Source organism: Streptomyces anthophorae (assembly GCF_049310305.1).
Taxonomy (GTDB): Bacteria; Actinomycetota; Actinomycetes; order Streptomycetales; family Streptomycetaceae; genus Streptomyces.
This window is the reverse complement of the sequence record NZ_JBLWQQ010000001.1, coordinates 7449908-7474586: the sequence shown is the minus strand read 5'-3', so window position 1 is coordinate 7474586 and position 24679 is coordinate 7449908. Positions and strand designations below refer to the sequence as shown.

Sequence of the window (24679 nt, the reverse complement as noted above, 5' to 3'; positions counted from 1 at the left end):
AGTGGCAGCGCGGCGCCGCGCGCAGGCCATGGCACCGTGCTGTCGTCGAGACCGTCACTGGAGGCGTCCATGTCAGACCGTCCACAAGCTCCCCTGCCCGGCCGCCGCGGAGTGCTGCGCGGCGCGCTCGCCACGTCCGCGGCGCTGGCCCTTCCGGCGATCGGCGGGGCCGCCGCGCCCGCGTTCGCGCTGTCCGGGCGGCCGAAGGCCGGCTGGGGCGTCCAGGCGGGTGACGTGGGCGCGCACTCCGGGCTCGTGTGGGTGCGCTCGGACCGGCCGGCGCGGATGGTCGTGGAGACCTCGGCCACCGACTCGTTCAAGAACGTCACCAGATGGCGGGGGCCGCTGATCGGTCCCGACACCGACTTCACGGGGACGACCCGGCTGCGCGGACTGCCGCCCGGCGAGCAGATCCACTACCGGGTGCGGCTCGCGGACCCGGACGATCCGCGGCGCACCGGCGAGCCCGTCGAGGGCACGTTCCGTACGGCGTCCGTGTCGCGGCGGGACGGAGTGAGGTTCCTGTGGTCCGGTGACATCGCCGGGCAGGGCTGGGGCATCAATCCGGACCGTGGCGGCTATCGCGTGTACGAGGACATGCGCGCCCTCGACCCGGACTTCTTCCTGTGCAGCGGCGACAACATCTACGCCGACGGGCCGATCCTGCCCAGCGTGACGCTGCCCGACGGGCGGGTGTGGCGCAATGTGACCACCGAGGAGAAGTCCAAGGTCGCGGAGACGCTGGGCGAGTTCCGCGGCGCGTTCCGCTACAACCTGCTGGACGAGAACCTGCGTCGCTTCAACGCACAGGTCCCCACGATCACGCAGTGGGACGACCACGAGGTGCACAACAACTGGTACCCGGGCCAGATCCTCAGCGACGAGCGCTACACGGAGAAGAACGTCGACGTGCTGTCGGCCCGTTCGCTGCGCGCGTTCAGCGAGTACTTCCCGATCTCGACGCTGCCGCCGGGCGACGCGGACGGCCGGGTGTACCGGGTGCTGCGCCAGGGTCCGCTGCTCGACGTGTTCGTGCTGGACATGCGGACGTACCGCAACGCGAACTCGACCGGCCGGCAGACCGAGGACGCCACCGGAATCCTCGGCGCCGAGCAGCTCGCGTGGCTGAAGCGGGAGTTGTCGCGTTCGCGCGCCGTGTGGAAGGTGATCGCCTCCGACATGCCGCTGGGCCTCGTCGTCCCGGACGGCACGAACTTCGAGGCGGTGGCGCAGGGCGACCCGGGCGCGCCGCTCGGCCGTGAGCTCCAGCTCGCCGAGCTGCTGCGGCACATCAAGCACGAGCGGATCACCGGCACGCTGTGGCTGACCACGGACGTGCACTACACGTCGGCGCAGCACTACGAGCCGTCGAACGCGGCGTATCAGGACTTCGAGCCGTTCTGGGAGTTCGTCTCGGGACCGCTCGCGGCGGGCGGTTTCAAGGCGCTGAAGCTGGACGGGACGTTCGGTCCGCGGCAGGTCTTCATCAAGGCGCCGGACCGGAACAACACCTCGCCGGCCGAGACCCCGCCGTACTTCGGCGAGGTCGAGATCGACGGCGGCAGCGGGGAACTCACCGTGCGGCTGCGGCAGGAGGGCGGCGACGTGCTGTTCTCGCAGACCTTGCAGCCGGGGCGGGTGGGGCAGTGATCCCGCCACGCCCAGTGGCCAAAAACCGACATAAGCACGCTTAACCCATCGGTCACAAAGCGTTTGTGATCACGCAACACCGGTCCTGCACAGTGGACTCATGAGTAATGAGACGCAAGTTGTCACTGTTGTCCTCTGCTGCGCCGCGGCCCTGCTCGCCATCGCCGCCGCCGGGTTCCACCTGCTCCGGACAGAACGCAAGGAGCACGCGCCACCCACGGCGGATACCGGCACCCGGCCGCCCGCCTCCCCGGAGGCAGCGGCCGGGTCGCTCGACCCGGCGAGCAGCACGCTGTGGCGGATGCGGACGACCGTGCGGGACGAGCCGGGTTCGCTGGCGGCGCTGTGCACGGTGCTCGCCCGCGAGCGGGTCGACATCCTGAGCCTCCAGACGCATCCGCTGGCCGAGGGCACCGTGGACGAGTTCCTGCTGCGCGCCCCCGAGGAGCTGAGCTCGGACGAGCTCGCCGGGGCCGTCGCGGGCGCGGGCGGCGCCGACACCTGGGTCGAGCGGGCGGACGCCCACGACCTGGTGGACGCCCCCACCCGGATCCTCGGCCTCGCCACCCGCACCGCCCTGGACGCCGCCGAACTCCCGCTCGCGCTGCGCCAGTTGCTGGGTCGCTGCACCATCAGGCAGCTGCCCGCGAAGGCGGCCGCCGCGTCCGGCGCACCGGTCGAGGGCGGCTTCGACGACACCGTGCTGCGGCTGCGCACCCCGGAGGGCGGGGTCATCTCGGTGGAGCGGCCGCAGCTGCCGTTCACGCCCACCGAGTTCGCGCGCGCCCGCGCCCTCGTGGAGCTGGACACCCGGCTCGGCCCGCGGGTGCCGAACGGAGAGGACGTCCTGACGCTGCCCGAGGGCAACGACATCACCGTGCGGCGCGCGGACATCGGCGACCTCGCCCTGTCGAGGGCGATGCACGAGCGGTGCTCGCAGGCCACGCTCGCCAGCCGTTACCACGGCCCCGTCGCCGACGCGGACCGCTATCTGAACCACCTGCTGAGCCCGCGCCACGGCCGCACCCTGGCCGCGCAGACGGCGTCGGGCCGGATAGTGGCTCTCGGCCATCTGCTGTGGGACGGCGACGAGACCGAGGTCGCGCTGCTCGTGGAGGACGACTGGCAGCGCCGGGGCATCGGCGCCGAACTCCTCGGCCGCCTGGCCTCGATGGCGGTCGAGGCGGGCTGCGCCAGCGTGTACGCGGTGACGCGGTCGGCCAACACGGGCATGGTCGCGGCGATGCGCGGCCTCGGTCTGCCCCTCGACTACCAGATCGAGGAGGGCACGCTGGTGATCACCGCCCGGCTCGATGCGGCACCGGTGGCGACCCTGCGTCCGTCCGCGAACGAGGACGCGTACGAGCGGGCCGAGCAGCACCGCTGACCACGTGGTCGGCCCCGGGCCCGGCGCCCAGCGCCCGGTCCAGGTCCGTCCACAGGTCCTCGACGTCCTCCAGGCCGACCGAGAGCCGCAGCAGCCGGTCGCCGACGCCTGCCGCTCTGCGGTCGTCGGCGGCGACCACGCGGTGGCTGATCGAGGCGGGGTGCTGGATCAGCGAGTCGACGCTGCCGAGGCTGACCGCCGGGGTGATCAGTTCGACCCCGGCGGTCACCGCGTGCGGGTCGCCCGCGACCTCGAAGGCGACCATGGCGCCGCCGATCCGCGGATAGTGGACGCGGGTGACGCGCGGGTCGCCGACGAGCCGCCGGACGAGCTCGGCGGCCGTCGCGGAGGCGGCGCGCACCCGTACCGGCAGCGTGGACAGGCCGCGCAGCAGCAGGTATCCGGCGAGCGGGTGCAGCACACCGCCGGTCGCGAACCGCACCTTGCGCAGCTCGCGGGCGAAGGCCTCGTCGCAGGCCACGACGCCGCCGAGGACGTCCCCGTGACCGCCGATGTACTTCGTGGCGCTGTGCAGGACGAGCCGGGCGCCGCTCTCGGCGGGGCGTTGCAGCACGGGCGTGGCGAAGGTGTTGTCGACGAGCAGCGGGACCGAACCGCAGGCGTGCGCGACGGCCGCGAGGTCGACCTCCGCGAGCGTCGGGTTGGCGGGCGACTCCACCATGACGAGACCGGTGTCGGGGCGTACGGCGTCGGCGATCCCCGCCGGGTCCACCCACGTCACCTCGGAGCCGAGCGCCCCCGCCGTCAGCAGGTGGTCGCTGCACCCATACAGCGGGCGGACCGCGACGACATGGCGCAGGCCCGCCGCGAGGCGTACGAGGAGCACGGCCGTCAGCGCCGCCATGCCGCTCGCGAACGCGACCGCGCTGTCCGTGCCTTCGAGGCGGGCGAGGGCGGTCTCGAAGCGGGCGACGGTCGGGTTGCCGAGGCGGCCGTAGACGGGCGGCCCGTCGTCGAGCGCGCCGTCGGCGGCGAACGCGTCGATGCGGGCGGCCTCCCCGCGGGTGTCGTGGGACGGATAGGTGGTGGACAGGTCGAGGGGCGGGGCGTGCAGGCCGAGGGCGGCGAGGTCGTCGCGGCCCGCGTGCACGGCTTCGGTGGCGAAGGCCCGGGGGCGGGCACCGCTCATGTCCCAGTGCGTATCCATGGACGGCATCCTGAACAACGGACGGGGGCCGTGGTTCAACTCCCGTGCTACGTTCGGCCGATGACCGACTCCGTCGTACTCGATCCGGTCGACCTGGACATACTGCGGCTGTTGCAGAACGACGCCCGCACCACGTACCGGGATCTGGCGGCGCAGGTCGGCGTCGCGCCCTCCACGTGCCTCGACCGGGTGAACCGGCTGCGGCGCGGCGGCGTGATCCTCGGGCATGTGCTGCGGCTCGATCCGGCGAAGCTGGGCCGCGGCCTGGAGGCGCTGCTCTCGGTACAGGTGCGCCCGCACCGCAGGGAGCTCGTCGGGCCGTTCGTGGAGCGGGTCCGCGCGCTGCCCGAGGCCCGCACGGTGTTCCATCTGACCGGGCCCGACGACTACTTGGTGCATGTCGCCGTCCACGACATGGCCGATCTCCAGCGGCTCGTGCTCGACTCGTTCACCTCGCGCCCCGAAGTGGCGCGCGTCGAGACCCGGTTGATCTTCCAGCAGTGGGAGTGCGGGCCGCTGCTTCCGCCTGCGGCGAATCTTGGTGACGCGGCCCCCTGACGCGTACGAGGATGTGTCGCATGCCACACACCGCGAGCTCCCAGCCCCCCGCCGCCCCACTGCCCCGGCAGGTCGCCGACGCCTTCGTCGACGCCATGGTCGCCCTCGATCCCGTCGAGGGCACCTTCCTGGGGGTACGGGAGGCCCACAGCAAGCTGCCCGACCTCTCCCCCACCGGCCTCGCCGCCGTCGCGGACCTCTCGCGCGAGACCCTCGCCCGGCTCGCCGAGGCGGAGCGCGCGCCCGGTGCGGACAGCGACGTCGAGCGGCGCTGCGCCCGGCTGCTGCGCGAGCGCCTGACCGCCGCGCTCGCGGTGCACGAGGCGGACGAGCACCTGCGCGAGGTCTCCAACCTCGGCTCCCCGGTCCACAATGTGCGCGAGGTGTTCACGGTCACCCCGACCGACACGGACGAGGACTGGGCGGCGATCGCCGAGCGGCTGCGCGCGGTGCCCGCCGCGTTCGCCGGCTACCGGGAGACGCTCGCGCTCGGCCTGGACCGCAAGCTGCACGCGGCGCCGCGGCCGACGGAGACGTTCATCGGTCAGCTCGACGAGTGGCAGGGCTGGTTCGAGGAGTTCGCGGCCGCGGGGCCCGAGGCGCTGCGCGCCGAGCTGACGGAGGCGGCCCGCACCGCCGACGCCGCGACCGTCGAGCTGCGCGACTGGATGCGGGACGTGTACGCGCCCGCCGTCGAGGGCGCGCCGAACGTGGTGGGCCGCGAGCGCTACGCGCGCTGGTCGCGCTACTACAACGGCGCGGACCTCGACCTGGACGAGGCGTACGCGTACGGCTGGAGCGAGTTCCACCGGCTGCTCGCCGAGATGCGCACGGAGGCCGAGAAGATCCTGCCGGGCGCGCGAACGCCGTGGGTGGCGCTCGCGCACCTCGACGAGCACGGGCGGCACATCGAGGGCGTCGACGAGGTGCGCCAGTGGCTTCAGAAGCTGATGGACGAGGCCATCGGCGCGCTCGACGGCACCCACTTCGAACTCGCCGACCGGGTGCGGCAGGTGGAGTCCTGCATCGCTCCCGCGGGCAGCGCCGCCGCCCCCTACTACACCCCGCCGTCGGAGGACTTCTCGCGGCCGGGCCGCACCTGGCTGCCGACGATGGGCCAGACCCGCTTCCCCGTCTACGACCTGGTGTCGACCTGGTACCACGAGGGCGTGCCGGGCCACCATCTCCAGCTCGCCCAGTGGGCCCATGTCGCCGGTGACCTCTCCCGCTACCAGGCGACGCTCGGCATCGTCTCCGCGAACGCGGAGGGCTGGGCGCTGTACGCGGAGCGGCTGATGGACGAGCTGGGCTTCCTCACGGACGCGGAGACCCGGATCGGCTACCTGGACGCGCAGATGATGCGGGCCTGCCGGGTCATCGTCGACATCGGCATGCACCTGGAACTGGAGATCCCGGCGGACTCGCCGTTCCACCCCGGCGAGCGCTGGACGCCGGAGCTCGCGCAGGAGTTCTTCGGCGCGCACAGCAGCCGCCCCGCGGACTTCGTGGAGAGCGAGCTGACCCGGTACCTGTCGATCCCGGGACAGGCGATCGGCTACAAGCTGGGCGAGCGGGCCTGGCTGCTCGGCCGGGCGGGCGCGCAGGCCGCGCACGGCGACGCCTTCGACGCGAAGGCGTGGCACATGGCGGCGCTGTCGCAGGGCTCGCTGGGCCTGGACGACCTGGTGGACGAACTGTCCAAGCTGTAGTGCCTAGACGAGGGTTCGGCGGAAGCCGCCCTCGGAGCCGATGACCTGCCCGGTGATCCACGCGGCCTCGTCCGTGGCCAGCCACGCGATGAGCCGCGCCGGATCGTCGGGCATCCCCCACCGCTTGGCGGGGAACAGCTCGGCGATGGCGTCGTACGTCTCGCCGTCCAGGTAATCCGTGTCCACGGGGCCCGGGTTGACGGTGTTCACGGTCACGAACTGCGGGGCGAGGGTCGTGGCGAGGGAGCGTGTGACCGACGCGAGCGCGCCCTTTTGCAGGGCGTACGCGATCTCGCCCGGCATGCCGTCGGCGATGTCCTGACCGGAGGTCATCATGACGACGCGGCCACCGGCCCCCGCCCCGTCAGTGACGGCGACCCGGTGGCGGGCGTAGGCCTGGACGAGCAGCACCACGGAGCGGGCGTCGACGGCCCAATGGGCGTCCAGCATGGCGGCGTCGACGCTGTCGAGCGTGCCGTCGGAGCCGCTGAGGGCATGGTTGGCGACGACGATGTCGAGCCGCCCGCCGAGCGCTTCGGCCGCGTCCCGGATCAGGCGCGCGGGGGCGTCGGGTTCGGTGAGGTCCGCCGGGCCGTGCGCCACGACGGCGTCCGGCTCGCCGCGCGCCTCCCGCACGGCGTCGGCCACGTCGGCGGGCCGGTCGGCACCCCACGGCATCGCCTCGTCGTGCGCCACGTGGTGGTGCAGATACACGCTCGCCCCGTACGCGGCGAGTCGGCGGGCCACGGCGAAGCCGATGCCGCCGCGCCGGCTCGCACCGGTGACGAGCGCGGTGCGGCCACGCAGCGGGAGGGGGTCGCGGCGGAGTTCGGCCGGGGCGGGGTGAGGAAGTCTGGGCATGTCCCGGATCATGCCCGAACACCCCCTTCGACCTGAACCGAATTCCCGCGTGCCTATGCTGACTTCATGGACGCAGCCCACGCCTCCCGCGCCGCCGCACCGCCCCGTCCGCCCTTCGTCGACGAGCACCGGATCGTGGTCGACGCGCCCGCCGAGCGGGTGTGGCCGGCCCTCGCCGCCGAGTTCGGCAGCACCGGTGGCCGGGGCTTCGAGGCGTACGCGCGGTTCATCGGCGCGAAGCCGCTGCGCTCCAGCGGCGCCCCGCTCACCGAGGGCTCGACGCTGCCGGGCTTCGCGGTGGCCGAGGCGGTGCCCGGCCGCTCGGCCCGCCTCGTCGGACGCCACTTCTACTCGCGCTACGAGCTGGACCTCGACCTGTCCGAGCGCCCCGGCGGGACGCTGCTGCGTGCCCGTACGTACGCGGCGTTCCCCGGACCGCTCGGCCGCGTCTACCGGCTCCTCGTGATCGGCTCGGGCGGGCACCGCGCGCTGATGGTCCGCCGCCTGGCCGCCGTGGGCAGGCGCGCCGAGCGGTCCCGCTGACCTGCCGGGCACCCCGCGATCGGCCCTCCCGAGAGGCGAACCGGGCAAAACTGTGAGTGCCTGGGTGGTGACGGAACGCGTATCCGTCGTCCCACCGTCTCACCCAAGGAGTCTTCATGTCGACCATGATCAAGCTGGGTCTCACGGCAGCTGCGGCCGGAATCGCCGTCCTCGGAACCGCCGGCATGGCCGCCGCGGACACCGACCCGTTTGGCGTGGCTCAGAATTCGCCCGGTGTGGTCTCCGGCAACGTGCTCCAGGTCCCGGTCCACGTCCCGGTCAACGCGTGTGGCAACAGCGTCGATGTCGTCGGCCTGCTCAACCCGGCCTTCGGCAACGTATGCGCCAACAAGTGACACACGCCCCCGTGCGGTGACACCCCGCGTCGGTCCCGGCCTCTTCGGCCGGGAACCGGCGCGGGGTGTCCGCTGTGTGCCTACACGCCCGGGATCCCGCGCTGCCGCACCACCGAGCCGTCCCGCCCCTTCACGACCTCCAGCTGCGCGTGCACGCGGCGCCGCAGGTCGCCGACGTGGCTCACGATGCCCACGCTGCGGTCCCGCTCGCGCAGGGAGTCGAGGACGTCGAGGACCTCGTCGAGGGTCTGGTCGTCCAGGCTCCCGAAGCCCTCGTCGATGAAGAGGGTGTCGAGGCGGACGCCGCCCGCCTCGTCCGTGACGACGTCCGCGAGACCGAGCGCCAGGGCGAGCGAGGCGAAGAAGGTCTCACCGCCGGAGAGCGTCGCCGTGTCGCGCTCGCGGCCCGTCCACGCGTCCACGACGTGCAGGCCGAGACCCGAACGGCCGCGCCCCGCGAGGGAGTCGGAGTGCACCAGGGTGTAGCGGCCCGACGACATGCGGCGCAGGCGCGCGGTCGCCGCCGCCGCCACTTGTTCCAGGCGGGCGGCCAGCACATACGACTCCAGGCGCATCTTGCGCTCGTTGTCGGCGGCGGTGCCGGCCGCGAGGGAGGCGAGGCGGGCCACCCGGTCGTACGTCTCGCGCAGCGGGCCGAGGCGGCGGGCCTCGGTGGCGGCGCGACGGGAGAGCCGGTCGAGTTCGGCGCAGCGGCGCTCGGCCGCGTCGCGTGCGGAGCCCGCGGCCCGCACGCGCGCGTCGGCCGCCTCCGCGACGGCCCGGGCCACGGCGACGTCGGCCGCGGGCCTGCGGGCCGCCTCGGCGGTGTCCTCCTCCGCGAGCACCGCGCGGACGGCCGCCTCCTCCGACTGCCGTGCGTCCAGGCGGTGCTGGAGCTCTCGGTACCGGGCATCGTCGAGCAGGGCGGCGGCCGCCTCCTGCGGCGTGTCGAACCCGGCCCGGAACGCGGCGTCGGCGAGTCGCGCGTCCGCGTCCTTGAGCCGCCGCGCCGTGTCCTCGACGGCGCGGGCCGCGTCGGCCGCGTCGGTGAGCAGCGCGGCCTGCCGCTCCAACTGCCCCGCGCGCGCCTCGACGCTCTCCGCACCTCCGCGCGCCTGCGCCAACTCCGCCTCCAGAGAGGCCTGTTCACGGTCGAGTGCCTCGCGCAGGGAGGTCCGGCCCGCCGTCCGCTGCGCGACCTCCTGCCGGGCGACGAGGCGCCGGTCGTGCTCGCTCTCGGCGCCGGCGAGGGCCTCGCGGGCGGGATGCGCGGTGGCCGCGAGGGCGTGCGCCTCGGCGTGTCGCTCCGCCCATTCGCGGGCGGCCTCGGCGAGTTGCGCGGCAGCGGCCTCCCCCGCCGCGGCCTTCGCCGCCGCCAGCTCCTCCCGTACGCCGCCCAGGACGCGCTCCGCCTCGGTGCGGCGCGTGTCGGCGGCGCGGTAGGCGGCGAGCGCGGCCTCCTCGGCGGCCCGGTCGACGTGCCCCTCGGACTTCCGCATGGGCGCCGGGTGTTCGGTCGCGCCGCAGACGGTGCAGGGTTCGCCGTCGACGAGGGCCTCGGCCAGTTCGGCGGCGACGTCGCGCAGCCGCTGCTCCTTCAGGCCGAGCCAGTGCTCGTGCGCGGCCGCCGAGCTCTCGCGGGCGCGCAGCGCGTCGGCGTCGGCGGACGCGGCGCGCTCGGCGAGCCGGTCGCGCTCGACGGCGGCGCGGGCCTGCTTGCGGGCCGGTTCGAGCTGTCCCGCGAGGTGCTCGGCGCGGGTCGCGGCCTCCTGCGCCGCGTCGACCCGGGCCTGGAGGTCGGCGCGCCGGGCGTCCCAGCCGTCGAGCCAGCCCTCGGTGTCGGCGAGCAGATCGACGTCGGCGCGCTCCTCGCGGTCGAGTCCCGCACGCTCCCGCGTGAGTTCGGCGAGCCGCCGCTCGGCGCGGCGCGCCGCGCCGAGACCACCGAGTTCATGAGCGACACGCCGGGCAGCCTCGGTGAGCGCCTCGGGCGAGGTCGGGATGCCGGGCTCGACGTCACCCGGGTACGTCGACCCGGGGCCGGGGGCGGACCTGGAGTCGGGGTCGGAGCCGGTGTCGGAGCCAGAGCCGGAGTCGGGGCCGGAGCCAGAGTCGGAGCCGGGGCCGTTACCGGAGCCGGAGCCAGTGCCGGTACCGGAGCCGGAGCCAGAGCCAGTGCCGGTACCGGAGTCGGTACCGGGGCCGGGGCCGGAGCCAAGACCGGTGCCGGAGCCAGAGCCGGTGCCGGAGCCAGAGCCGGTGCCGGAGCCAGAGCCGAGGCCGGAGTCGGCACCGGGGCCAAAGCCGGTGCCGGAGCCGGAGCCGAAGCCGGTGCCGGAATCGGAGCCGGTGCCGGAATCGGAGCCGGTGCCGGAATCGGCGCCGGTGTCGGTCGGGGCCGGGGAGAGTCGCTCCGTGTCCGCCCCGTGCGCCTCGGCCGCCCGGCCCTCGGTGTCTCCGGCTGCGTCGTTCGCGGAATCCGCCCCGCGCGCACCATCCGGCCACGCCCCCCTCAGCTCCTGCCGGGCCCGCCGGTCCTCCGTCAGAGCCGTCCGGTGCGCCGCCTCCGCCTCCTCCCGGAGGGCCAGCGCCGGCTCCACCGTCGCCGCCTTGCGGGCGCGGTCCATGCGCTCCTGGACGGCGCGGTGCTCACCGGCCCGCTCGTCCAGGGCCGCCTGACGCTCGCGGGCCTGCGCGAAGCGGAGTTGCAGGCGATGCGTCTCCGTCGCCTCGGACAGCTCGCGCTGCGCCGCGATCCGCGCCGACTCAGCCGCGTCCAGGGCGATATGGGCGTGCGTGAAGTGTTCGCGCGCGGTCGAGCGGGCCGTGGCCGCCCAGGTCAGGACGGCGTCCGCGGTGCCGGGGTCGCCCGGCGCCGCATCGACGGGGTCCAGTTCCACGACGGCCCCCGCCGCCTGCTGCATGCGGTGCGCGTCGGCCAGCAACTCCGCGTCGCCCGCGACCACTTGCTTCTGCGCGGCCTTGCGGTCCTCGGCGAGCCGCTGCTCCACGGCGGCGAACCGGTGCGTGTCGAAGAGGCGGCCGAGCAGCTTGCCGCGGGCCTCGGCGTCGGCCCGCAGGAAGCGCGCGAAGTCGCCCTGCGGGAGGAGGACCACCTGGCAGAACTGGTCCTTGCTCATGCCGAGGAGCTGCGTGATCTCCTCGCCGATCTCCTGGTGGGAACGGCTGAGGTCCTTCCACTTCGCCGCCACGGAGTCGTATTCGCGCAGCCAGCTCTGCGCCTTCTCCGTGGTGAAGCCCGTGCCGCGCTTCTTGGGGCGCAGATGCGGCGGCTGCCGGGTGATCTCCAGGCGGCGGCCCGCGACGGTCAGGTCGAGGGTGACCTCCGTGCGCACGCCCGCCTCCGCGTGGTCGCTGCGCAGGTTCTGGCCCTGGCCGCTGCCGCTCTGCCGGGCGCCGGGCACGGACCCGTACAGCGCGTAGCAGACCGCGTCGAGGACGGAGGTCTTGCCCGCGCCCGTCGGTCCGTGCAGGAGGAAGAGTCCCGCCGCCGACAGCTCGTCGAAGTCGACCTTCTGCGTGGCACCGAAGGGACCGAACGCCGTGATCGTGAGTGTGTGCAGCCTCACCTGGCCACCTCGCGCACCACATCGTCCGCGCGCACCGCGTCGAACGCGGCCCGCAGCACCGCCCGCTCGCTCTCGTCGGGCCCCGCGCCCCGGACGTGGGTCACGAAGTCCTCCGCGATCTCGTGGTCGTCGCGCCCCTTGAGGCGCTCGGCGTAGCTGGCGTCCGGCTCCTCCTCGTCCGTGCGGCGCGGGTCGAAGAGCAGGCTGAGGGTGTGCGGAAAGCGGTCGGTGAGGCGGGCCATCGGGTCGTCGGGCCGGACCGCGTCCGTGAGCGTCGCCTCCACCCACGAGTCCTCGTGCCGCGCGAGGGCCGGGTCGTCGAGGAGGTCCTCGAGGTCGCCGCGCAGGCGGGCCAGCGGGCGCGGCACCGGGCAGTCGAGGCGCTCGGCCGTGACCGCGCCCTCGGCGTCGAGGTCGATCAGCCACATGCTCTTGCGGTGGTCGGCCTCCGAGAAGGAGTACGGCAGCGGGGAGCCCGAGTAGCGGACCCGGTCGCTGATGACCTGACTGCCGTGCAGGTGCCCGAGCGCCACGTAGTCCACGCCGTCGAAGACGCCGGACGGCACCGCCGAGACACCCCCGACCGTGATGTCCCGCTCGCTGTCACTGGGCGCGCCGCCGGTCACGAAGGCGTGCGCGAGGACGACGGATCTGGTGCCCGCCGGGCGCTCCGCGAGATCGGCCCGCACCCGCTCCATGGCGGCGGCGAGCACCTGCTCGTGCCCGGCCTTCGCCACCCCGAACTCGTCCTTGACCAGGGCCGGTTCGAGGTACGGCAGGCCGTAGAACGCGACGTCGCCGTGGGTGTCCGGCAGCACGATCGGCTCGCCGCAGCGGGACGGCTGCGTCCGCAGGTGGATGCCGGCCCGGCCGATGAGGCCCGCGCCGACGCCGAGGCGGCGCGCCGAGTCGTGGTTCCCGGAGATCATCACGGTGGGTACGCCGAGCTCGGCGAGGCGGTGCAGCGCGTCGTCGTACAGCTCCACGGCGGCGAGCGGCGGCACCGCCCGGTCGTACACGTCACCCGACACGACCACCGCGTCGACGCCGCGCTCGCGGGCGGTGGCGACGAGGTGGGCGACGAAGTCGGCCTGGGCGTCGAGCATGTTCACGCGGTGGAACGAGCGGCCCAGGTGCCAGTCGGATGTGTGCAGGAACCTCATGGTGCACGAGGCTAACGGGTGGGTCCGACATCGGTGGCGCCTCTTGTCACGGGAGGCGTTTCTCACGACTCGGGGTGCCGCCCCTGACCCCGCCGCTCAATCGCCGCAGGAGCTCCATCGGGTCACCCGTACGCCTCGCCGCCCAGGTCGAAGGTCGCCGTGCCCGCGGTCGCGTCCGCCAGCCAGGCGCGGAAGCGGTCCACGTCCGACTCCGGGAGGCCGATCTCGATGGTGACCGCCGCGCCGTACTGGACGTCCCGTACCTCACAGCCCGTGGACCGCAGGTCGTTCTCCATCTTGCCCGCGCGCGCGTGGTCGACCGTCACCGTGGCGAGGCGGAAGCGGCGGCGCGTCACCGTGCCGAGCGCGTCGAGGGCCTCGCCCACCGCGCCTCCGTAGGCGCGGATGAGGCCGCCGGCGCCGAGCTTGACGCCGCCGAAGTAGCGGGTGACCACGGCGACGACGTAGCGCATGTCGCGGCGGGTGAGCATCTGGAGCATGGGGACACCCGCCGTGCCGCCCGGCTCGCCGTCGTCGCTCGCCTTCTGTACGGAGGCGTCGGCGCCGATGACGTACGCGTAGCAGTTGTGGTTGGCCGACGGGTGTTCCTTGCGGACGCGCGCGACGAAGGCCTGGGCCTCCTCCTCGGTCGCGGCGGGCGCGAGCGCGCACAGGAACCGGGAGCGGCTGATCTCTGTCTCGTGCACACCCTCGCGGGCCACCGTGCGGTACTCGTCCTGCATCGGACCAGCGTATGCGCAGGTGTTACCGGGCTGGCCCCCGCCCGATGCACAGGTGACGATGTGATGGATACTCGCTCGTCGTCCCAGCGAGCCGTCCGACAGGAAGCACCCGAACATGACCGGCATCCAGGCCGAGAGCCCTGCCGCCCCCGCAGCCTCCACGAGCCGTTTCCGCTCCTGGCTGCTGGAGGGGCTGAGCGAGCAGACGGCCCGCCATCAGGGTCCGCACGGGCACGCCCCGGAGGAGCACAAGGGCCACAAGTGGTGGCGCGTGATGTGTCTGACGGGTGTCGACTACTTCTCCACGCTCGGCTATCAGCCGGGCATCGCGGCGCTCGCCGCGGGACTGCTCTCTCCCCTCGCGACGCTCGTCCTGATCGCGCTCACCCTGCTGGGCGCCCTGCCGGTGTACCGCAGGGTCGCGAAGGAGTCGCCGCACGGCGAGGGTTCGATCGCGATGCTGGAACGGCTCCTGCCCTGGTGGGCCGGGAAGCTGTTCGTGCTCGTGCTGCTCGGCTTCGCCGCCACCGACTTCATGATCACGATGACGCTGTCGGCGGCGGACGCGGCCGCGCACGTCGTCGAGAACCCGTTCGCGCCCTCCGGGCTGCACGGCGAGAACACCTGGATCACGCTCGCGCTGCTCGTGGCGCTCGGCGCGGTCTTCCTCAAGGGGTTCCGTGAGGCGATCCGGGTCGCGGTCGTCCTGGTCGGCGCGTATCTGACGCTGAACATCGTGGTGCTGATCACGGCGGCCGCCCATGTCTTCACCCAGCCGGTCAAGATCGGCAACTGGTGGGACGCGATGACGGCCGAGCACTCCTCGCCGTGGCTGATGATCGGCGTCGCGCTGCTCGTCTTCCCGAAGCTGGCGCTCGGCATGTCCGGCTTCGAGACGGGTGTCGCCGTCATGCCGCAGGTCCAGGGCGACTCCACGGACACGTACGCGAAGCCGGCGGGCCGCATCCGCGACACCCGCAAGCTGCTCACGACGGCCGCGCTGATCATGAGCGGGTTCCTGCTCCTGTCCAGCCTCGCCACGACGATCCTGATCCCGCAGCACGAGTTCGAGTCCGGCGGCTCGGCGAACGGGCGCGCGCTCGCGTATCTCGCGCACGCCTATCTCGGCGAGGGCTTCGGCACGGTCTACGACGTCTCCACGATCGCCATCCTCTGGTTCGCGGGCGCCTCCGCGATGGCGGGCCTGCTCAACCTGGTCCCCCGTTATCTGCCGCGCTACGGCATGGCTCCCGAGTGGACGCGGGCCGTGCGCCCGCTGGTCCTCGTCTTCATGGCGGCCGCGGTCTTCATCACCCTCTGGTTCAACGCCAACGTCGACGACCAGTCCGGCGCGTACGCGACCGGCGTGCTGGTCCTCATGCTCTCCGCGTCGTTCGCGTCGACGGTCGCGGTGCACCGGCGCGGCCACCGCAAGTCGACGATCGGCTTCGGCGCGATCACGGCGGTCTTCGCCTACACCCTGGTCACGAACGTCGTGGAACGCCCCGACGGCATCAAGATCGCCGTCATCTTCATCGCGGCGATCCTCATCACCTCCTTCGCCTCCCGCGTCCACCGCGCCTTCGAACTGCGCGCGGGCGCGGTCACGTACGACGAGACGGCCCTGCGGATCATCGACGAGGCCGCCGCCCAGGGCCCGCTGCGGATCATCGCGAACGAGCCGCAGGAGCACACCACCGCGGAGTACCGCGACAAGGAGCACTGCCAGCGCGAGGACACGCCGATGCCGGACGACGGCCGGGTGCTGTTCCTGGAGGTCTTCATCCAGGACTCCTCCGACTTCACCGAGGACCTGCTCGTGCACGGCGACGAGAAGCACGGCGTGCGGCGGCTTCGGGTGCGCGGTCCCGGCGTCCCGAACACGGCGGCCGCGGTCCTGATGGACCTGCGCGACCGCACGGGCAGCGTCCCGCACGCCTACTTCAACTGGACCGAGGGCCACCCCGTCGGCCACCTGTTGCGCTTCCTGGTGTTCGGCGACGGCGAGGTCGCCCCGGTCACCCGCGAGGTGCTGCGCCGCGCCGAACCCGATCCGGGGCGCCGCCCGCGCGTGCACGTCGGCTGAGCCCGCCGGAATCCTCGCGCCGCGCGAGGAGTTGTCCTGACCGTACGAAGAAACGTCCCGTCGCAGGAGGCCCCATGTACGGCGATCACGACACGGTCCGCAAGATCCTCACGGAGTCCGGGGACACCTGGGCGGTGGTCGGCCTCTCCTCGAACCAGGCGCGCGCCGCGTACGGGGTCGCGGGCGTCCTGCAACGCTTCGGCAAGCGGATCGTGCCGGTGCACCCGAAGGCGGAGACCGTGCACGGCGAGCAGGGGTACGCCTCGCTCGCGGACATCCCGTTCCCGGTCGACGTGGTCGACGTCTTCGTCAACAGCGACCTCGCGGGGCCCGTCGCCGACGAGGCCGCCGCGATCGGCGCCAAGGCGGTCTGGTTCCAGCTCGGTGTCGTCGACGAGGCGGCGTACGAGCGGACGCGGGCCGCCGGGATCTCCATGGTCATGGACAAGTGCCCCGCCATCGAGATCCCCCGGCTCGGCTGACCCGCCGCAGGGGCGCTCACTCCTCCGCGTACGCCCCGTCCGTCGAGGCGCCGGAGGCGATCCCGTACTCGGGTTCCGGGACCGACGTGGGGGCCAGCAGCGTCGAGCGGCGGCCGTCCACACCGACCGGTACGTCGCCGTCGATGGTGACGCGGCGCAGGGTGCGGGTGTGCGCGTCGGAGTCGTCCACGCCGTAGTGCTGGGTGGCCCGGTTGTCCCAGATGGCGACGTCGCCGGCGCGCCACTGCCAGCGGACCGTGTTCTCCGGGCGCTCGACGTGGGACTGGAGGATGCCGATCAGCGCGCGCGAGTCACGGGCGTTGAAGCCGGTGAGCTTCTGAAGGAAGTTGCCGAGGATCAGCGTGCGTTCGCCGCTCTCCGGGTGCACGCGCACGACGGGGTGCTCGGTCTGGAACTTCGTCGACGTGAACACCTTGCGGTGCTGTTCCACCGCCTTGGAGGGGGCCTCCGGGCGGGCCGCCGCGTAATCGTAGTCGTTGGTGTGCACGCCGCGCAGGGTGTCGGCCAACGCCCGCAGGGATTCCGGGAGTTCGGCGTAGGCGGCCGCGGTGTTGGACCACAGCGTGTTGCCGCCGTACGGCGGGACGACCTCGGCGCGCAGGATGGAGAAGGCGGGGTACGCGGGCACGAACGTGACGTCCGTGTGCCACTGGTTGGCGCGCCCGCCGTGCTCGTTGTCGATACCGAGGGCGTAGCGGCCGTCGACGGAGGGGACGGTGGGGTGGGCGACCGGGGTGCCGAGGAGGCGGGCGAACGCCTCGTGGCTCCCGGCGTCGAGGTGGTCCTGGTCGCGGAAGAAGACGACCTTGTGCTCCACGATGGCGGCCCGGACCGCGGCCACGGTGGCCTCGTCCAGGTCTCCGCCGAGGCGGACCCCGGAGATCACGGCGCCGAGCCGGCCGCCGACCTTCTGGACGGTGACTTCGGATGCGGCGGGCACGGCGGCGGGTGCGGTGGACGTCATGGCGGGACCCCTTCACTGGACGGGTGGGCGGTTTCCGCTTCCCCCTGGGCGGCCGGCCGCGGCGCGGGGCGAGCGCGGCGGCGAGGACCGCGGCGGGAGCGGGAGCTGCGGGTCGAGAGCGTCAGTGACACGGACACGCGAACGGTGCCGGGCGCTCCAGGTCGACGTGGAGCCGCGTCACGAGCTGCATCGTCGTCGCGGTCATGAACGAGAGCTTGGCCAGCGGCCCGAGAGCCGGTCAAGGGCCCGCCGGGCCGCTTCACGACCCTGCAATGCGTGCGACATGTCTTCCCACATCCTGGACCGGCCGCGCTTCTCGTCACGGCCACGGCCCCGGCACCGGATCCGCAGTTCACAGGCGCGCCGCAAGCTTGCGTCCATACCGCCGCAACACCCCAGCCACACCCACAACTGCCTTGGCCCGCAGCGCTGTTGACCCCTGCGCGAGACGGACGCGGGCCCGCTGCCGACCGGCACCCGCGCCGTCACGCCCTCGGTCCACCAGCTGGTCGGCATGGCACCGTTCCAGGGCATCAGCGTGGGCCTGGAACGCGAGTCGCCCGTGTCCTGGCCGCTGCACGAACGGCACGGCGTCTTCCGCTGCACCGGCGCCCTCCGCTCGGTCACCTACGAGCCGGGCGCACCGTGGCGGAGGCACTGCGGGAGGCGGCAGCGGCGTTCGAGTAGGGGGCGGGCGCTACCTGCGGGTGGCGAGGCGGAGTTCCGTCAGGTAGCGCTTGGTGACCCGGCCGCCGTGGCGCGTGTCGATGAGTCTGCCGATGCAGTCGAGCAGCCCGGCGCGGGCGGCCGGGTCGAGGGCGAGGGTGCCCGAGTACGTGCCGAGCAGGTCGAGGTAGTCCGCGGTGCCGTAGGTGAGTTCACGTTCGTAGCGGTGGAAGACGGGCGGCTCGAAGCGGTCCGCTCCGGGGAGCACCGCGTTGCCCTGTTCGACGTTCCGGTTCGGCGCTTCCTGGCTGTCGTACGGGATGTCGGCGGCCGGGGTGAGGCGCAGGCCCGGCGGGGTCGTCGGGTCGAAGCGCTCGTAGCAGTCCTGGGCCTCGGCGAAGAAGTCCTCGGTGCCGCCCGCGACATGGTGGGTCGAGACGGTGGCGAGGGTGCCGCCGGGACGCAGCGCGTCCGCGCTCTTGGCGATGCGGACGGCGGGGTCGATCCAGTGGAAGGAGGTGGCGGCGAGGACGAGGTCGAAGGGGTCGGGCGGCAGCGGCCAGTCTTCAAAGGCCGCCACGTCGATGGTCGCGCCGGGCAGCCTCCGGCGGGCGACGGCCGCCGGCTCGGCGCCCAGTTCCACGCCGACGATCCGGCAGCCCCGCTCGGCCAGCGGCAGGGTCGCCTTCCCCGTGCCGCACCCGATCTCCAGCACGCGGCATCCCGGCCCCGCCCCGGCGTGCTCGGCGAGGTCGTCGAACATGCGGGGCGGATAGCCGGGACGGGCACGGTCGTAGCGTTCGGCGTCCTGGGAGAAGGTGCCGCGCAGGCGCTCACGGTCGATGTCGGTCACCTGCCGCACCGTACGCCTCCGTCGGGCATCCAGCTCCTTCCAGCGGGTGGCCGGGACGCCAGGCCTCGCGGGTCAGCCAGTCCTCGGGGGGGGCAGCCGTGAAGAACAGGACGCAGCCGTCCGATCCTGCTGTTCGCGGGCACGGGGCTGACCGCGATGGCGGTCGTCGCCGCGGGTCCGATCCCGTTCCTCGCCATGGCCTCACCGCAACAGGCCCGCCGCGTCACCCGCGCACCGGGACCGAACGTGCTGCCCGCCGCCTGGACGGCCGCCCTCCTGGTGACGGCGGCCGACCTGCTGACGCAGCAGGTGACGGCACGAGGTCGTGAGGCACGCGGGACGCCCGTCAGGACGTCACATCGGAGACCTTCCACCGTTGGTTGGAACCGGAGTTGGGCTGCCACGTCCCGACGGCGGCGCCCTCGTTCGTGGCCTGCCCGCCGACCTCCAGGAGGCGGCCGGTACCGGCGTTGACGAGCGTGTACGTGCCGTCGCCCGTGGTCGACACGATCCACTGGGCGGCCGCGTCCCGCTCGCCCGTGTCGGCCTCGACGACCGGCGCACCCTCACGGACGGCGAGCCGCTTGCCGTCGGCGGCGCTGGTGAACACGTACAGCCTGCGGTTCGCGGGACCGTCCCCGCCGATCCGCGCGAGCCGCCACCGCTGACCGGCGGCCCCCGTCCCCGACCTGATGACGAGCGTGCCGCCGTCCGCGACCGTGAGGTCCTTGCCGCTCTGCACGCCCGTCAGCTCATAGGTGCGCCCCTGGCGCAGCTCGGCGGCGTCCTTCGCCACCCCGGACACCCCCTTGACCACGAACGTGGTCACCGACTGGGCGGGCACCGTGTAGCTCGCCCTGCGATCCTTCACGACGACCGGCGCCCGCTCGTCCAGCTTGCCGTCCGCGCTGGTCACGACCGGGGTGACGGTCGCACCGCTGCGTACGGTCGCGAACTTCGACAGGTCGAGTGTCACCGTGCGTGCGCTCGTGGTGCCGTTGACGTGCACGACGGTGGCACCGTTGCCGCCTCGCGTGACGGCCGCGGTGCTGCTCGTGTCGTCGGTCTTGACGAGGTGGTCCCCTGGCCGGATGTAGTGCGTGAAGTTCCGGGCGGTGTCGAACTTGGTGTTCGTGTAGACGGGGCAGGTCTCCAGGGTGTCGTCGGGGCCCGCGCTGAAGGAGACCTGGACCTCGCCCCAGTTGCCGCCCTTGGCCGACTCCCCGCCCGGCTTCATGTTGTCCCAGTCCTCGACGGGCTGCCAGAACACCCAGGCATTGGGCTCCAGTTCGCGCAGGTCGTCGACGATGTGCTGGGCGAGCCCGAGGCCCGGCCGTATATCGGTGAAGGACTGCCCTTCGCCCCAGTCGCCCTCGACCTCGCTCATCCACAGCGGCTTGCCCTCGGCCTTGGCGAGGTCGCGGACGGAGGTGCGGCCGCCGGTGCCGTACGTGTGGACGTTCATCTGGGCGACGTGGCTCTTCACGTCGGCCGGGTAGCTCGTCCAGTTGGTGACGAAGGTCGTCGGGTTGGTCTCGTCCATGGCCGAGACGGCGGCCGTCGACCGCGCCTTCCTCAGCGCGGTGTCGAGCGCGGGCACGATCTTCCGCTGAAGGGCCGGCCCGATGTGGCAGCCCTCCTGGCGGCCGCCGGTCGGATGGCCGTCGGCCCCCAACTTCGTACCCCAGTAGTCGGTGTTGGGCTCGTTGCAGGGGTCGACGGTCTTCACCCTGATGCCGTGCGCCTTCTCCAGGCGCCGGGTAGCGCCGGCCAGATAGGCGGCGAAGTCCTCGACGGACGCCTCCTTCAGCTGCTCCTTCGACGCGTCGAAGCCGCCGGAGACATAGCCGCTGACCGTCATGAACCAGGGCGGCGAGTTGGAGAACGTCTCCCAGTGGGTGATGTCCTTCTTGATCCGGTCCACCCACCAGCGCTGGCTCGCGTCGGCGTCCTCGTTCCAGTGCCCCGCGTCGTCCGGGTCCCACCAGTCGGTGTCGGTGCGGGTGGTGCCCTCGGGCGCCTTCCACCAGCCCTCGACGGCGCCGCCCGCCCTCAGGTAGTCGGGCACGTCGGGGGCGTTGCCGCCGCCGATGTTGTACCGGGCGATGTTCAGGGCGAGACCGTCCCGTCCGAAGACGAGGTCGGCGATCCTCTCCCGGATCTCGTCCGGGTAGTGCCCGGTGGCGTTCGCGAACCAGACGAGGCTGGTGCCCCACCCCTCGAAGCGGTCGTGCCGGTAGGAGGGGTCGGGGGTGACGGTGACCGTCGCCGTGGTGCCTGCCGCGGCGGCGAGCCGTGCGGCGGAGATCTGGGTTCCGGCCGCCGCGGCCGTGGCCGCGGCGATGCCGATGAACCGTCTGCGGGTCAAGCGCGCCAACGTGTGCTCCCGGTGTGAGTGGGGTGTCGTGGTGCTGGGACGGTGTGGTTCTAGGAGTCGAGCGGCTGCTTCAGGACGGCGACCTGACGGGGCGCCAGGACGAGCTCGTCACCGGCGGGACCGACGAGGACCTCGCCGGTCTGGCCCGGCAGCGCCACCTGCTCGTCGCTCCGGTTGACCAGGAAGACATAGCGGTGCTCGGCGTCACGGCGGACGACCTGCTCGACCAACCCCCACGCCTGCTCCGGGAGTTCACTGCGCACCCCGGCGGGCGCGAGTAGCTCGGGCAGCAGCACCGTGAGCCCTTCGACACCGAGGCGGGTGGAGACGTACGAGGCCGAGCCCCGGCCGGTGCCGCGCCGGGTGACGGCCGGGCGGGTCGCGTACGTGCCCGTGCGGTAGCCCGCGAGGACCTCCACGTCCGTGCCGGTGACCGTGATCCGGTCGGTCCACAGGCTGCCGGTGGTGCCGTTGTCCAGGTCGACGGTGTCGCCGTCGAGCAGCGGCCCGAACTCCTCTATGCGGATGCCGAGGACGTCGCGCAGCGCGCCCGGGTAACCGCCGAGCCATACGTGGTCGTTCTCGTCGACGATCGCGGAGAAGTACGTGGCGACGAGGTGGCCGCCGCCCTCCACGTAGCGGGTCAGCTCCTTGGCGAGCGGCTGCGGCACCACGTGCAGGACGGACGCGATCACGACGTCGTACGCGGACAGGTCGGTGCCGTGCGCGGGCACCACGTCGGCACGGATACCGAGGCGAAGCAGCGCCGAGTACCAGTCGAGGGCCTCGCGGTGGTAGTCGAGGCGTGAGGTCGGGTGGGAGTCCTGCTCACTGGTCCACCAGGAGTCCCAGTCGAAGAGGAGCGCGACGCGGGCGGGCTCGCGTCCGCTGCCCGCGATCGGGGCGAGCGCGCCGAGGGTGTCGCCCAGCTCGACGACGGAGCGGAAGAGCTCGCTGTCGGCGCCGGCGTGCGGGAGCATCGCGGAGTGGTACTTCTCCGCGCCCGCGGCCGACTGGCGCCACTGGAAGAAGCAGACGGCGTCGGCGCCGTGCGCGACGTGCAGCAGCGAGTCGCGGGCCAACTCCCCCGGCTTCTTCGGTAGGTTGACGGGCTGCCAGTTCACGGCGCTGGTGGAGTGCTCCATCAGGAACCAGGGCCGGTGGCCCGCGATACCGCTGGTGAGGTTGGCGGAGAAGGACAGCTCGTCGCGGTCCTGCGGTCCGGGGATGACGTAGTGGTCGTTGGCGACGAAGTCCACCTCGTCGGCCCAGTCCGCGTAGTCCATGCCCTTGGTGCCGGGCATCACCATGAAGTTGGTGGTGACGGGGGTGTCCGGGGTCAGCTCGCGCAGGATCTCCCGCTCGGCCAGCAGATGGTCCTTGAGCGCGTCGGAGGAGAACCGCTTGAAGTCGAGCTGCTGCGTCGGGTTGGGGTGCGAGGCGGCGAGCCGCGGCGGCAGCAACTGTTCCCAGTCGCTGTAGCGCTGGGACCAGAACGCGGTCCCCCAGGCGTCGTTGAGGGCGTCGAGCGTGGTGTAGCGGCGGCGCAGCCAGGCGCGGAAGGCGCGGGCCGCGTCGTCGGAGTGGTCGTAGACGTTGTGGCAGCCGAGCTCGTTGTTGACGTGCCAGGCGACCAGCGCCGGATGGTCGGCGTAGCGGGAGGCGAGTCTGCGGACGAGGGTGAGGGCGTGCTCGCGGAAGACGGGAGACGTGGGCCGCCAGTGCTGGCGGGCGCCCGGCCACAGTGTCTCGCCGCTCGCGGTCACCGGCAGGATCTCCGGGTGCGCGGCGGTCAGCCACGGCGGCGGCGACGCGGTGGCGGTGGCCAGGTCGACGCCGATGCCGCCCGCGTGCAGCAGGTCCATGATCTCGTCGAGCCAGCCGAAGTCCCAGGTGTCGGCCGTGGGCTGGATCCGCGCCCAGGAGAAGATGGCGAGGGAGACGACGTTCACCCCGGCCTCGCGCATCAGCCGGATGTCGTCCGCCCACACCTCCCGCGACCACTGCTCGGGGTTGTAGTCGGCTCCGTAGCCGAGGCGCCGGGTGCCGTCCGAGCTCTTCGCGTACGGGAAACGGGAGGTGAGGGGGGCGACCATGAACGTCCTTCCGGGGATGCGGTCACAAAGAGGGGGCGCGGGCTACTTCTCGACGGTGAAGCCCTGGTCGGTGCCGTACTTGGCGGACGCGTCCTGCCAGGACCTGAGCCCGGCGGTCAGCTTGGTCGAGGAGACGTACGCCTTGCCGACCGTGTCGTTGAAGACCGAGTTGGCGTACACCTGGAACGGCAGGTACTTCCAGTCGGTGGGCACGCTCTTCGCGGACTCGGCGAAGATCTTGTTGGCCTTCTGGCCGCCGAAGTACGGGAACTCGGTGTTCTGGAACGACGACGAGTTCAGGTCCTTCGTCGTCGCGGGGAACGCGCCGTTCTTGACGCGGGTCCGCACGCCGGCGCCGGAGTTGGCGTACTCGACGAAGGCGTAGGCGAGTTCCTTGTTCTTGCCGAGCTCGGGCAGCGCGAGCGAGCTGCCGCCGTTCTCGGAGCTCGCGCCCGCGCCCTTCTCCCACTGCGGCATGGGGGCGACGCGCCAGTCGCCGGAGGCGCCCTTCACGCCGGAGGCGAAGTTGGCGGGCATCCAGGCGCCGGTGGGCAGGGTGGCGATGGTGCCGTCGCCGAGGCCCTTGTACCAGTCGTCGGTCCAGCCGGTGACGGGCGAGACGAGCTTGTCGTCGATCAGCTTCTGCCAGGTGTCGGTGTACTTCTTGGCGCCCGCGTCAGTGAAGTCGATGCCGACCTTGGTGCCGTCGACCTTGTACGGGTGCGAACCGGCCTGCCACAGCAGGCTGGTGGTCAGGCCCGCGTCGCCGACGTCGCTGGTGATGTACGCCTTCGGGTTCGCCTTGTGGAGCTTGCGGGCGGCCTCGACGTACTCGTCCCAGGTCGTCGGGACGGCGATCTTGTACTTGTCGAAGACCTTCTTGTTGTAGAAGAGCGCCATCGGCCCCGAGTCCATGGGCAGGCCGTAGACGCCGTCGCCGGACTTCACCGAATTCCACGGCCCCGGCGAGTACGAGGACGCCAGCTTGTCCGCGCCGTACGCCTTGAGGTCGGTGATCTGCTTCGTCAGGGCGTACTGACCGAGGGCGTAGTACTCGATCTGCGCGACGTCCGGGACGCCCTTCTTCGCGGAGATCGCGTTCGACAGCGCCTTGTACTGGTCGTTGTTGGTGCCCGCGTTGACCAGCTTGATGTCGACCTTCGGGTGCTGCTTCTCGAAGTCTGCGGCGACCTGCTTCAGGGTGGGCTCCCACGCCCACACCGTGACGGTGCCGCCCTTCTTCAGCGCGGACTCGATGTCGGCCGAACCGACCTTCTTGTCGCTGGAGTCGCCGTCCGAGCCGCCGCAGGCGGTGGCGCCGAGGGCGAGGACGCACAGGAGACCTATGCCGCGCAGGACGCGGCGGGAGTGCTGGGGCATGGCGATGCTTCCACTTCGTCGTGGTC

General features: G+C 72.7%; 18 protein-coding genes and 2 pseudogenes. 10 read left to right on the top strand and 10 right to left on the bottom strand.

Annotated features, from left to right (window positions below; translation table 11 throughout):
- Positions 1 to 69: 69 nt before the first annotated feature.
- Complete coding sequence (locus tag ACNYS0_RS33955; RefSeq protein ID WP_422479128.1) at positions 70 to 1650, top strand: alkaline phosphatase D family protein; 1581 nt, start codon at positions 70 to 72, stop codon at positions 1648 to 1650.
- Between the two features lie 100 nt (positions 1651 to 1750).
- Positions 1751 to 3037, top strand: coding sequence for a GNAT family N-acetyltransferase (locus tag ACNYS0_RS33950; protein WP_422479126.1), 1287 nt, complete (start codon positions 1751 to 1753; stop codon positions 3035 to 3037).
- Here ACNYS0_RS33950 and ACNYS0_RS33945 read toward each other — a convergent pair.
- Complete coding sequence (locus ACNYS0_RS33945) at positions 2949 to 4214, bottom strand: trans-sulfuration enzyme family protein (protein ID WP_422479124.1); 1266 nt, start codon at positions 4212 to 4214, stop codon at positions 2949 to 2951. The genes ACNYS0_RS33950 and ACNYS0_RS33945 overlap by 89 nt on opposite strands.
- Positions 4215 to 4265: 51 nt before the next feature.
- Between ACNYS0_RS33945 and ACNYS0_RS33940 the strand changes: the two genes are divergently transcribed.
- Together ACNYS0_RS33940 and ACNYS0_RS33935 are read left to right on the top strand one after the other, a co-directional pair.
- Positions 4266 to 4763, top strand: a complete 498-nt coding sequence (locus ACNYS0_RS33940; RefSeq protein ID WP_422479122.1) for an Lrp/AsnC family transcriptional regulator — start codon at positions 4266 to 4268, stop codon at positions 4761 to 4763.
- 11 nt (positions 4764 to 4774) lie between these two features.
- On the top strand, positions 4775 to 6472 hold the full coding sequence (locus tag ACNYS0_RS33935; RefSeq protein ID WP_422479120.1) for a DUF885 domain-containing protein: 1698 nt from the start codon (positions 4775 to 4777) through the stop codon (positions 6470 to 6472).
- 3 nt (positions 6473 to 6475) lie between these two features.
- On the opposite strand, the gene ACNYS0_RS33930 is transcribed toward ACNYS0_RS33935, so the two are convergent.
- The gene (locus ACNYS0_RS33930) at positions 6476 to 7333 is read right to left on the bottom strand and encodes an SDR family oxidoreductase (RefSeq protein ID WP_422479118.1); all 858 of its coding nucleotides are present in this window, start codon (positions 7331 to 7333) and stop codon (positions 6476 to 6478) included.
- Between the two features lie 66 nt (positions 7334 to 7399).
- On the opposite strand from ACNYS0_RS33930, the gene ACNYS0_RS33925 reads away from it, so the two are divergent.
- Positions 7400 to 7876, top strand: coding sequence for a hypothetical protein (locus ACNYS0_RS33925; RefSeq protein ID WP_422479116.1), 477 nt, complete (start codon positions 7400 to 7402; stop codon positions 7874 to 7876).
- A 116-nt stretch (positions 7877 to 7992) separates the two neighbouring features.
- Positions 7993 to 8232, top strand: coding sequence for a chaplin (locus ACNYS0_RS33920; RefSeq protein WP_422479114.1), 240 nt, complete (start codon positions 7993 to 7995; stop codon positions 8230 to 8232).
- A gap of 80 nt (positions 8233 to 8312) precedes the next feature.
- On the opposite strand, the gene ACNYS0_RS33915 is transcribed toward ACNYS0_RS33920, so the two are convergent.
- From ACNYS0_RS33915 to ACNYS0_RS33905, 3 genes are all read right to left on the bottom strand, one after another.
- On the bottom strand, positions 8313 to 11822 hold the full coding sequence (locus ACNYS0_RS33915; protein ID WP_422479112.1) for an AAA family ATPase: 3510 nt from the start codon (positions 11820 to 11822) through the stop codon (positions 8313 to 8315).
- Positions 11819 to 12985 carry an exonuclease SbcCD subunit D gene (locus tag ACNYS0_RS33910; RefSeq protein ID WP_422479110.1) on the bottom strand — a complete coding sequence of 389 codons (1167 nt, stop codon included), beginning with the start codon at positions 12983 to 12985 and terminating at the stop codon, positions 11819 to 11821. Before ACNYS0_RS33910 ends, ACNYS0_RS33915 begins: the two co-directional genes overlap by 4 nt.
- Positions 12986 to 13107: 122 nt before the next feature.
- Positions 13108 to 13728, bottom strand: a complete 621-nt coding sequence (locus ACNYS0_RS33905; RefSeq protein WP_422479108.1) for a YigZ family protein — start codon at positions 13726 to 13728, stop codon at positions 13108 to 13110.
- Positions 13729 to 13843: 115 nt separating this feature from the next.
- Here ACNYS0_RS33905 and ACNYS0_RS33900 point away from each other — a divergent pair, with 115 nt between their 5' ends.
- Together ACNYS0_RS33900 and ACNYS0_RS33895 are read left to right on the top strand one after the other, a co-directional pair.
- Positions 13844 to 15814 carry an APC family permease gene (locus tag ACNYS0_RS33900; protein WP_422479106.1) on the top strand — a complete coding sequence of 657 codons (1971 nt, stop codon included), beginning with the start codon at positions 13844 to 13846 and terminating at the stop codon, positions 15812 to 15814.
- Positions 15815 to 15888: 74 nt separating this feature from the next.
- Positions 15889 to 16296, top strand: coding sequence for a CoA-binding protein (locus tag ACNYS0_RS33895; protein ID WP_422479104.1), 408 nt, complete (start codon positions 15889 to 15891; stop codon positions 16294 to 16296).
- A gap of 16 nt (positions 16297 to 16312) precedes the next feature.
- On the opposite strand, the gene ACNYS0_RS33890 is transcribed toward ACNYS0_RS33895, so the two are convergent.
- Positions 16313 to 17281, bottom strand: coding sequence for a TauD/TfdA dioxygenase family protein (locus ACNYS0_RS33890; RefSeq protein ID WP_422479102.1), 969 nt, complete (start codon positions 17279 to 17281; stop codon positions 16313 to 16315).
- A 439-nt stretch (positions 17282 to 17720) separates the two neighbouring features.
- Here ACNYS0_RS33890 and ACNYS0_RS33885 point away from each other — a divergent pair.
- Positions 17721 to 17968: pseudogene (locus ACNYS0_RS33885) on the top strand (arylsulfatase); the annotation flags it as partial.
- 10 nt (positions 17969 to 17978) lie between these two features.
- On the opposite strand, the gene ACNYS0_RS33880 reads toward ACNYS0_RS33885, so the two are convergent.
- Positions 17979 to 18800, bottom strand: a complete 822-nt coding sequence (locus tag ACNYS0_RS33880; protein ID WP_422479100.1) for a class I SAM-dependent methyltransferase — start codon at positions 18798 to 18800, stop codon at positions 17979 to 17981.
- Between the two features lie 156 nt (positions 18801 to 18956).
- Between ACNYS0_RS33880 and ACNYS0_RS33875 the strand changes: the two are divergent.
- A pseudogene (locus ACNYS0_RS33875) lies at positions 18957 to 19058 on the top strand (hypothetical protein); the annotation flags it as partial.
- An 88-nt stretch (positions 19059 to 19146) separates the two neighbouring features.
- Here the strand turns inward: ACNYS0_RS33875 and ACNYS0_RS33870 are convergent.
- The 3 genes from ACNYS0_RS33870 to ACNYS0_RS33860 are packed head-to-tail and all read right to left on the bottom strand — an operon-like array spanning position 19147 to position 24653.
- The gene (locus tag ACNYS0_RS33870; RefSeq protein ID WP_422479098.1) at positions 19147 to 21177 is read right to left on the bottom strand and encodes an RICIN domain-containing protein; all 2031 of its coding nucleotides are present in this window, start codon (positions 21175 to 21177) and stop codon (positions 19147 to 19149) included.
- Positions 21178 to 21227: 50 nt separating this feature from the next.
- Positions 21228 to 23273, bottom strand: coding sequence for a beta-galactosidase (locus ACNYS0_RS33865; protein WP_422479096.1), 2046 nt, complete (start codon positions 23271 to 23273; stop codon positions 21228 to 21230).
- Positions 23274 to 23315: 42 nt separating this feature from the next.
- A complete protein-coding gene (locus ACNYS0_RS33860; RefSeq protein ID WP_422479094.1) occupies positions 23316 to 24653 on the bottom strand; it encodes an ABC transporter substrate-binding protein in 1338 nt (445 codons plus the stop codon).
- Between the last annotated feature and the right edge of the window lie 26 nt (positions 24654 to 24679).